Here is a 7,083-nt window from a genome sequence, read left to right as displayed (position 1 = left end):
CGCGACCTCCGGCGTGACAGGCCAGCATTCTAACCAACTGAACTACCGCTCCACACTTTCAAACTGTACTGCAATGCTTAACTTGGTGGGTGCTGAGGGTTTCGAACCCCCGACCCTCTCCGTGTAAGGGAGACGCTCTACCGCTGAGCTAAGCACCCCAGCTGAGCCGCTTAGTTTACAGCGTCTTTCAGAGCTTTACCAGCCTTGAAGGCAGGATTTTTTGCAGCGGCGATTTTGATCTCTTCGCCGGTCTTCGGGTTACGGCCGGTGCGCGCAGCGCGCTCGCGGACCTGGAACGTACCGAAGCCCACCAGAGTCACGGCCTCGCCCTTCTTCAGGGCCTTGGTGATCTCGGCGATGACGGCATCAACCGCACGGCCAGCTTCAGCCTTGGACAGGTCAGCAGCACCGGCAACGCCATCGATCAATTCGGTCTTGTTCATTCTGTAAAACTCCCTTTGCGGTAATCCGCGGAATTATTTGAGTGGCAGCCGTGCGTCCCCAAGACCCACGACCGCCGAAGAACCTGCAAACACGCCAGCACGAAATCAGCTGCTGCGTGAGTGGCACTTTTATACCAGCGCCCCCCTACCCGCGCAAGCTGAAAAGCCTTTAATGACGCGGGTTTTGAGGGGTTTTACGTTCACATTTCAGTGCTTGACGCGGGCCGTGGGAGCTGCCTTCGCCTTGCCGCGAACTGCGACGCGCTGCGCATTTTTGCCTGCTTTCTTCGGTGCCAACGGCGTTGCCAGCGCGATATCCAGCACCTCATCGATCCACTTCACCGGCACGATGGTCAGGTCGCGGGTGACATTGGCCGGAATGTCGGCCAGGTCCTTGCGGTTCTCGTCGGGGATGATGACGGTACGGATGCCACCGCGCAGCGCGGCCAGCAGCTTCTCCTTCAGGCCACCGATGGCGGTGACGCGGCCACGCAGGGTGATCTCGCCGGTCATCGCCACTTCGGCCTTGACCGGCACCTTGGTCAGCGTGGACACCAGCGAGGTCACCATCGCGATGCCGGCGCTGGGGCCATCTTTCGGCGTGGCACCGTCGGGCACGTGCAGGTGCACGTCGTGCTTCTGCAGGAAATCCACGTCGATACCCAGCGACTCGGCACGTGCACGCACCACCGACAAGGCCGCCGTCGCCGATTCCTTCATTACGTTGCCCAACTGGCCGGTCAGCGTCACCGCGCCCTTGCCCGGGATCAGCGTCGACTCGATCTGCAGCAGGTCGCCGCCGACTTCGGTCCAGGCCAGGCCGGTGACCAGGCCGATCTCGTTCTCCTCCTCGGCACGGCCGAAGTCGAAGCGCTGCACACCCAGGTACTTGTCCAGGTTGCCGGCATCAACCACCACCAGCGCCTTGGGCTTCTTCGCGGTCTTCTTGGCCGCCTTCTTCACCGGCTGCGGGCCTGCCAGCGCGATTTCCTTGACTACCTTGCGGCAGATCTTGGCGATTTCGCGCTCAAGGTTACGCACGCCGGACTCGCGCGTGTAATAGCGCACGATGCCACGGATGGCGTCTTCCTCGATGGCCAGCTCCTCCACCTTCAGGCCATTGGCCTTGAGCTGCTTGGGCACCAGGTAGCGGGTGGCGATGTTGAGCTTCTCGTCCTCGGTGTAACCCGGGATGCGGATCACTTCCATGCGGTCCAGCAACGGGCCGGGAATGTTCAAGGAATTGGAGGTAGCCACGAACATCACTTCGCTCAGGTCCAGGTCGACCTCAAGGTAGTGATCGTTGAAGGCGTTGTTCTGTTCCGGGTCCAGCACTTCGAGCAGGGCCGAGGACGGGTCGCCGCGGAAATCCATCGACATCTTGTCGATCTCATCCAGCACGAACAGTGGATTCTTGCTGCCGACCTTGTTGAGGTTCTGCACGATGCGACCCGGCATCGAGCCGACGTAGGTGCGGCGATGGCCACGGATCTCGGCCTCGTCACGCACACCGCCCAGGCTCATGCGCACGAACTTGCGGTTGGTGGCCTTGGCGATGGACTGACCCAGCGAGGTCTTGCCCACGCCCGGCGGACCGACCAGGCACAGGATCGGGCCCTTCATCTGCTTCACCCGCGACTGCACGGCGAGGTATTCAAGGATGCGATCCTTGACCTTGTCCAGGCCGTAATGGTCGGCATCCAGCGTGTCCTGGGCGACCTTCAGATCCTTGCGGACCTTGGTGCGCTTCTTCCACGGCACGCCCAACAGCCACTCCAGGTAGTTGCGCACGACCGCAGCTTCTGCCGACATCGGCGACATCTGCTTGAGCTTGTTGAGCTCGTTCTTGGCCTTGGTTTCCACCGGCTTGGGCATGCCGGCTTCGGCGATCTTGCGCGCCAGTTCTTCCATCTCACCCGGCGCTTCATCCAGGTCACCCAGTTCTTTCTGGATGGCCTTCATCTGCTCGTTGAGGTAGTACTCGCGCTGGCTCTTTTCCATCTGCGATTTGACGCGACCGCGGATGCGCTTCTCCAGCTGTTGTACGTCGATTTCGCCGTCGACCAGGCCGACCAGCATTTCCAGACGGTCACCGACCTGCAGGGTTTCCAGCAACTTCTGCTTGTCGGCCAGGCGCACGCCGATGTGCGCGGCAATGGTATCGGCCAGGCGCGTCGGCTCATCGATGCCGGCCAGGGTCTGCAGCAACTCCGGCGGCAGCTTGCGATTGGTCTTGACGTACTGTTCGAACAGCGACATCAGCGAACGGGCGATCGCCTCGATCTCGCGCGGCTCGCGCGATTCGTCCGATTCGATCTCCACGCCGTGGCCCTGCAGCGAACCGTCCTGCTCGTAGATCTTGTCCACGGCGACGCGCGACAGGCCCTCGACCAGCACCTTGATGGTGCCATCGGGCAGCTTCAGCAGTTGCAGCACCTGCGCCAGGGTGCCGACCGTGTACAGGTCAGCGGCGGCCGGGTCGTCGGTTTCGGCGGACTTCTGCGCCAGCAGCAGGATGCGCTTGTCGGCCTCCATCGCGCGCTCCAGCGCCTGCATGGACTTGTCGCGGCCCACGAACAGGGGGATGACCATGTGCGGGAACACCACCACGTCGCGCAGCGGCAGGACCGGCAGGTCGAGGACTTCGAGTTGGGACTGGGCCATGGGGGCTCCGAGATTCGGTGGAGGCTAAATAAAAAAGCCGATGGCCCCGTTATGGGGCCATCGGCGAGGTGTTGCAAGAGCTGTCGAAAGCTGAACGTGAGCGGCGCAACCGCCTATTCACCTCAGTTCGCCCGGGTTCACTCGCCCGAGGCGGTTTTGACCGGTTCCGGCGGCGTCTGGTAGACGATGTACGGCTCGGATTTGTTCTCGATGACCGACTCGTCCACCACCACCTTGCTGACGTTTTCCTGCGAGGGCAGCTCGTACATGGTGTCCAGCAGCACCGATTCGACGATGGTGCGCAGGCCACGGGCGCCGGTCTTGCGCTTGAGCGCCTTCTTGGCGATGGCCGACAGCGCATCGGGACGGAACTCCAGCTCCACGTTTTCCATCTCGAACAGCTTCTTGAACTGCTTGGTGATGGCGTTCTTGGGCTCGGTCAGGATCTGGATCAGGGCCGCTTCGTCCAGCTCTTCCAGGGTCGCGACCACCGGCAGGCGGCCAACGAATTCCGGGATCAGGCCGAACTTGATCAGGTCTTCCGGCTCCACTTCGGCCAGCACCTTGCCCACTTCCTGCTTGCGCTCGGCGCTCTTCACCTTGGCACCGAAACCGATGCTGCTGGTGTCGGTGGAACGGGCCTGGATCACCTTGTCCAGGCCAGCGAACGCGCCGCCGCAGATGAACAGGATGTTCTTGGTGTCGACCTGCAGGAATTCCTGCTGCGGGTGCTTGCGGCCGCCCTGCGGCGGAACGCTGGCAACCGTGCCTTCGATCAGCTTCAGCAGCGCCTGCTGCACGCCTTCGCCGGACACGTCACGGGTGATCGACGGGTTCTCGCTCTTGCGCGAGATCTTGTCGATTTCATCGATGTAGACGATGCCCTGCTGTGCCTTCTCGACATCGTAGTCGCACTTCTGCAGCAGCTTCTGGATGATGTTTTCCACATCCTCGCCCACGTAACCGGCTTCGGTCAGGGTGGTCGCATCGGCCATGGTGAACGGCACGTTGAGCAGGCGCGCCAGCGTTTCGGCCAGCAGCGTCTTGCCCGAACCGGTCGGGCCGACCAGCAGGATATTGGACTTGGACAGCTCGACGTCGTCGCTCTTGGAACGACTCTCGATGCGCTTGTAGTGGTTGTACACCGCAACCGCCAGGGTGCGCTTGGCACGGTTCTGGCCAATCACGTACTGGTCGAGCACCTCGAGGATCTCGCGCGGCTTGGGCAGCGAACTGCGCGCCGACTGCGCCTTTTCCTCAAGTTCCTCACGGATGATGTCGTTGCACAGCTCCACGCATTCATCACAGATGAACACGCTCGGGCCCGCGATCAGCTTACGAACTTCGTGCTGACTCTTGCCGCAGAACGAGCAGTACAGAATCTTGCCGCTGCTGTCCCCGGTACGACCTTGCCGGTCTTCGCTCATGCTTCGCTTACCCAGTTGCTTCCCCCTCTGAACAGGGGGTTCAAATTCGAGAATAACACAGGGCCGGAGGGACACCAGTCCGGTTCCGACCCTGCAAAATCAGGCCGATTTTCTGGCCGTTCAACGCATCAGGAGGCCTGGATGCTCTCTTCCGGACGGCGCTCCAGCACCTGGTCCACCAGGCCGTAAGCTGCAGCTTCGGCCGCGCTCTTGAAGTTGTCACGCTCGGTGTCGCGGGCGATGGTCTCCAGGTCCTGGCCGGTGTGCTTGGCCAGCACTTCGTTCAGGCGCGAACGCAGGGTCAGGATTTCACGGGCGTGGATGTCGATGTCCGTAGCCTGGCCCTGGTAGCCGCCGAGCGGCTGGTGGATCATCACGCGCGAGTTCGGCAGCGCGAAGCGCTTGCCCGGCGCACCGGCCGCCAGCAGCAGCGCGCCCATCGAGGCGGCCTGGCCGATGCAGGTGGTGCTCACGTCCGGCTTGATGTACTGCATGGTGTCGTAGATCGCCATGCCGGCAGTGACCACGCCGCCCGGCGAGTTGATGTAGATGCTGATTTCCTTTTCCGGGTTTTCCGACTCAAGGAACAGCAGCTGCGCGACCACAACGTTCGCCATATGGTCGTCGATCGGACCGACCAGGAAAATCAGGCGCTCTTTGAGCAGGCGCGAATAGATATCGTAGGCGCGCTCGCCGCGGCTGGTCTGTTCGACCACCATCGGAACCATGTTCAGAGCTTTGGTTCGGTTGTCCATTACGTGAGGCACCTATTTTGGGAGGGAACTCCCCGCGCCGTGGCGCGGGGATGAAACACCGCCAGCTTACTGGCGGATGGCTTCCTGGAACGTCAAGGCCTGCTCGGTGTGCTGGGCACGCTCGGCGATCCAGTCGATCACCTGCTCTTCCATCACACGGTTCTGCAGGCCAGCCATAAGCTGGGGGTCATTGCGGTACATCTCAATGACCTGCTCCGGCTCTTCGTAGGTCGAGGCGATCAGACGCATGGTTTCGTTCAGGCGCTTCGGATCCAGGCGCAGCTCGTTCTTGCGGGCGACTTCACCGACCAGCAGGCCGACCAGCACGCGCTTGGAAGCGGCGTCCTTGAAGCCTTCGTGGGCATCGGCCGGCACTTCGCCCGGGTTGCCGCCCTGGCGACGGATGGCATCGATCTGCTGGGCCAGCATCGAGCGGGCTTCGCCCTCGACCAGGCGCGGCGGCAGCTCGACCGAGGAATAGGCGGCGATCAGCTGCTCACCCACTTCGCGGCGCAGGCGGTTCATCAGCGCGCCCTTGAGCTCGCGCTCCAGGTTGGAACGGATGTCGGCGCGGAACTGCTCCACGTCGCCATTCTTCACGCCGAAGCTCTTGATGAAGGCAGCGTCGACTTCCGGCATCTCCTGCTCGGACACTTCAACGACCTTGACGGTGACCTGCACGGTCTTGCCCGCCAGTGCCGGCACGCGCCAGTCCGCCGGGAACTCGACGTCCAGGGTCTTTTCCTCGCCCTTGGCCAGGCCGATCAGGCCCTTCTCGATCTGCTCGAACATCATGCCCTGGCCGACGATGATGGTGCCCTTCTCGACACCCTCGGCCGGCAGACGCTCATCACCCGCCTGCGACCAGGTTTCCAGGCCGACCAGATCGCCTTCCTGGGCGCCGCGTGCAACCGGCTTCCAGCTGCGGCGCTGGGCGCGCAGGTTCTCGATCATCTGGTCGATGTCGGCATCGCTGATTTCGGCGGTGTGGCGCACGACGGTCAGCTTGGTGACGTCGACGTCGCCGAAGTCCGGGATCAGCTCGACGGTGGCAACGAAGTCGAACTCGCCTTCGCCGGCCTTGTCGATGCGCGGGTTACCGGCAATGCGCAGCTCGTGCTGGCGCAGGGCGGCATCAAAGGTCTCGCGCAGCAGGCCGTCCAGCGCCTCGGCGCGCACCTGCGGGCCAAAACGCTGCTCGATCACCTTGGCCGGCACCTTGCCCGGGCGGAAACCCTTGATGCGCGCGGTGCGCGCGATTTCGCCCAGACGGCCGCTGATGTGCCCCTGCAGACGCTCTTCCGGCAGCGAGAAGCTCAGGCGGCGTTCCAGATTGCCGGTGGATTCGATCGAAGCTTGCATGTTGACTCCTGCCACCGGCGGCAACCGCCCCGGTTCGATGTGATGGATGAAACGGTTGTAGGGCGCGGTTTGCACCGCAGCCCTTTAGTTTGGCCGATATCGCCCGTGGCCGCCAGCGGGCAGACCCATACAGGTTGTCTGAAAAGGCCCGCAGCGGGCAGAGAACACCGCTGACTGGTGCGAAAGGGGGGACTCGAACCCCCACGCCTTGCGGCACTGGAACCTAAATCCAGGGCGTCTACCAATTCCGCCACTTTCGCAATACTGACTCAGGGCGCCATTGTTGCAGGAGCGCCAACAAAGCGGAAGCCGCTCCCAGCTGCCCCGCCCGCAACCAGCGCCGACCACCTGCACCGGCCCCTTTCAAGAAAAAAGCCGCCAGATTTCTCCAGCGGCTTTTCCAATTTGGTGGGCTGTCAAGGATTCGAACCT

At 62.7% G+C, this 7,083-nt stretch carries 5 protein-coding genes and 3 tRNA genes (1 of these 8 running past the window's edge); all 8 read right to left on the bottom strand.

Features of this window, described 5'->3' with window-relative positions; genetic code table 11:
• Window positions 1–83: 83 nt before the first annotated feature.
• Window positions 84–158 (bottom strand) — tRNA-Val (locus RT131_RS16185).
• 12 nt (window positions 159–170) lie between these two features.
• A complete protein-coding gene (locus RT131_RS16180) occupies window positions 171–443 on the bottom strand; it encodes an HU family DNA-binding protein (protein ID WP_057629314.1) in 273 nt (90 codons plus the stop codon).
• Between the two features lie 207 nt (window positions 444–650).
• Entirely contained in the window at window positions 651–3,107 is a 2,457-nt protein-coding gene (lon, locus tag RT131_RS16175) for an endopeptidase La (RefSeq protein WP_313173803.1), read from the bottom strand.
• Between the two features lie 137 nt (window positions 3,108–3,244).
• A complete protein-coding gene (clpX, locus tag RT131_RS16170; protein ID WP_313173802.1) occupies window positions 3,245–4,534 on the bottom strand; it encodes an ATP-dependent Clp protease ATP-binding subunit ClpX in 1,290 nt (429 codons plus the stop codon).
• Window positions 4,535–4,662: 128 nt separating this feature from the next.
• Window positions 4,663–5,289, bottom strand: a complete 627-nt coding sequence (gene clpP, locus RT131_RS16165; RefSeq protein ID WP_057629317.1) for an ATP-dependent Clp endopeptidase proteolytic subunit ClpP — start codon at window positions 5,287–5,289, stop codon at window positions 4,663–4,665.
• A 66-nt stretch (window positions 5,290–5,355) separates the two neighbouring features.
• Window positions 5,356–6,651, bottom strand: a complete 1,296-nt coding sequence (tig, locus tag RT131_RS16160; RefSeq protein ID WP_313173801.1) for a trigger factor — start codon at window positions 6,649–6,651, stop codon at window positions 5,356–5,358.
• Between the two features lie 175 nt (window positions 6,652–6,826).
• A tRNA-Leu gene (locus tag RT131_RS16155) sits at window positions 6,827–6,911 on the bottom strand.
• 146 nt (window positions 6,912–7,057) lie between these two features.
• A tRNA-Lys gene (locus tag RT131_RS16150) sits at window positions 7,058–7,083 on the bottom strand; it runs 150 nt beyond the window's last position.

It is taken from the genome of Stenotrophomonas sp. (assembly GCF_032066555.1).
Taxonomy (GTDB): domain Bacteria; phylum Pseudomonadota; class Gammaproteobacteria; order Xanthomonadales; family Xanthomonadaceae; genus Stenotrophomonas.
Note: the sequence above shows the minus strand (reverse complement) of the source record. Positions and strands in the feature narration are given on the sequence as shown.

Excerpts from the sequence above, each read along its gene's own strand:
- RT131_RS16180 (WP_057629314.1), bottom strand. The coding sequence starts at position 443 with ATGAACAAGACCGAATTGATCGATGGCGTTGCCGGTGCTGCTGACCTG.
- lon (WP_313173803.1), bottom strand. The coding sequence starts at position 3,107 with ATGGCCCAGTCCCAACTCGAAGTCCTCGACCTGCCGGTCCTGCCGCTG.
- clpX (WP_313173802.1), bottom strand. The coding sequence starts at position 4,534 with ATGAGCGAAGACCGGCAAGGTCGTACCGGGGACAGCAGCGGCAAGATT.
- clpP (WP_057629317.1), bottom strand. The coding sequence starts at position 5,289 with ATGGACAACCGAACCAAAGCTCTGAACATGGTTCCGATGGTGGTCGAA.
- tig (WP_313173801.1), bottom strand. The coding sequence starts at position 6,651 with ATGCAAGCTTCGATCGAATCCACCGGCAATCTGGAACGCCGCCTGAGC.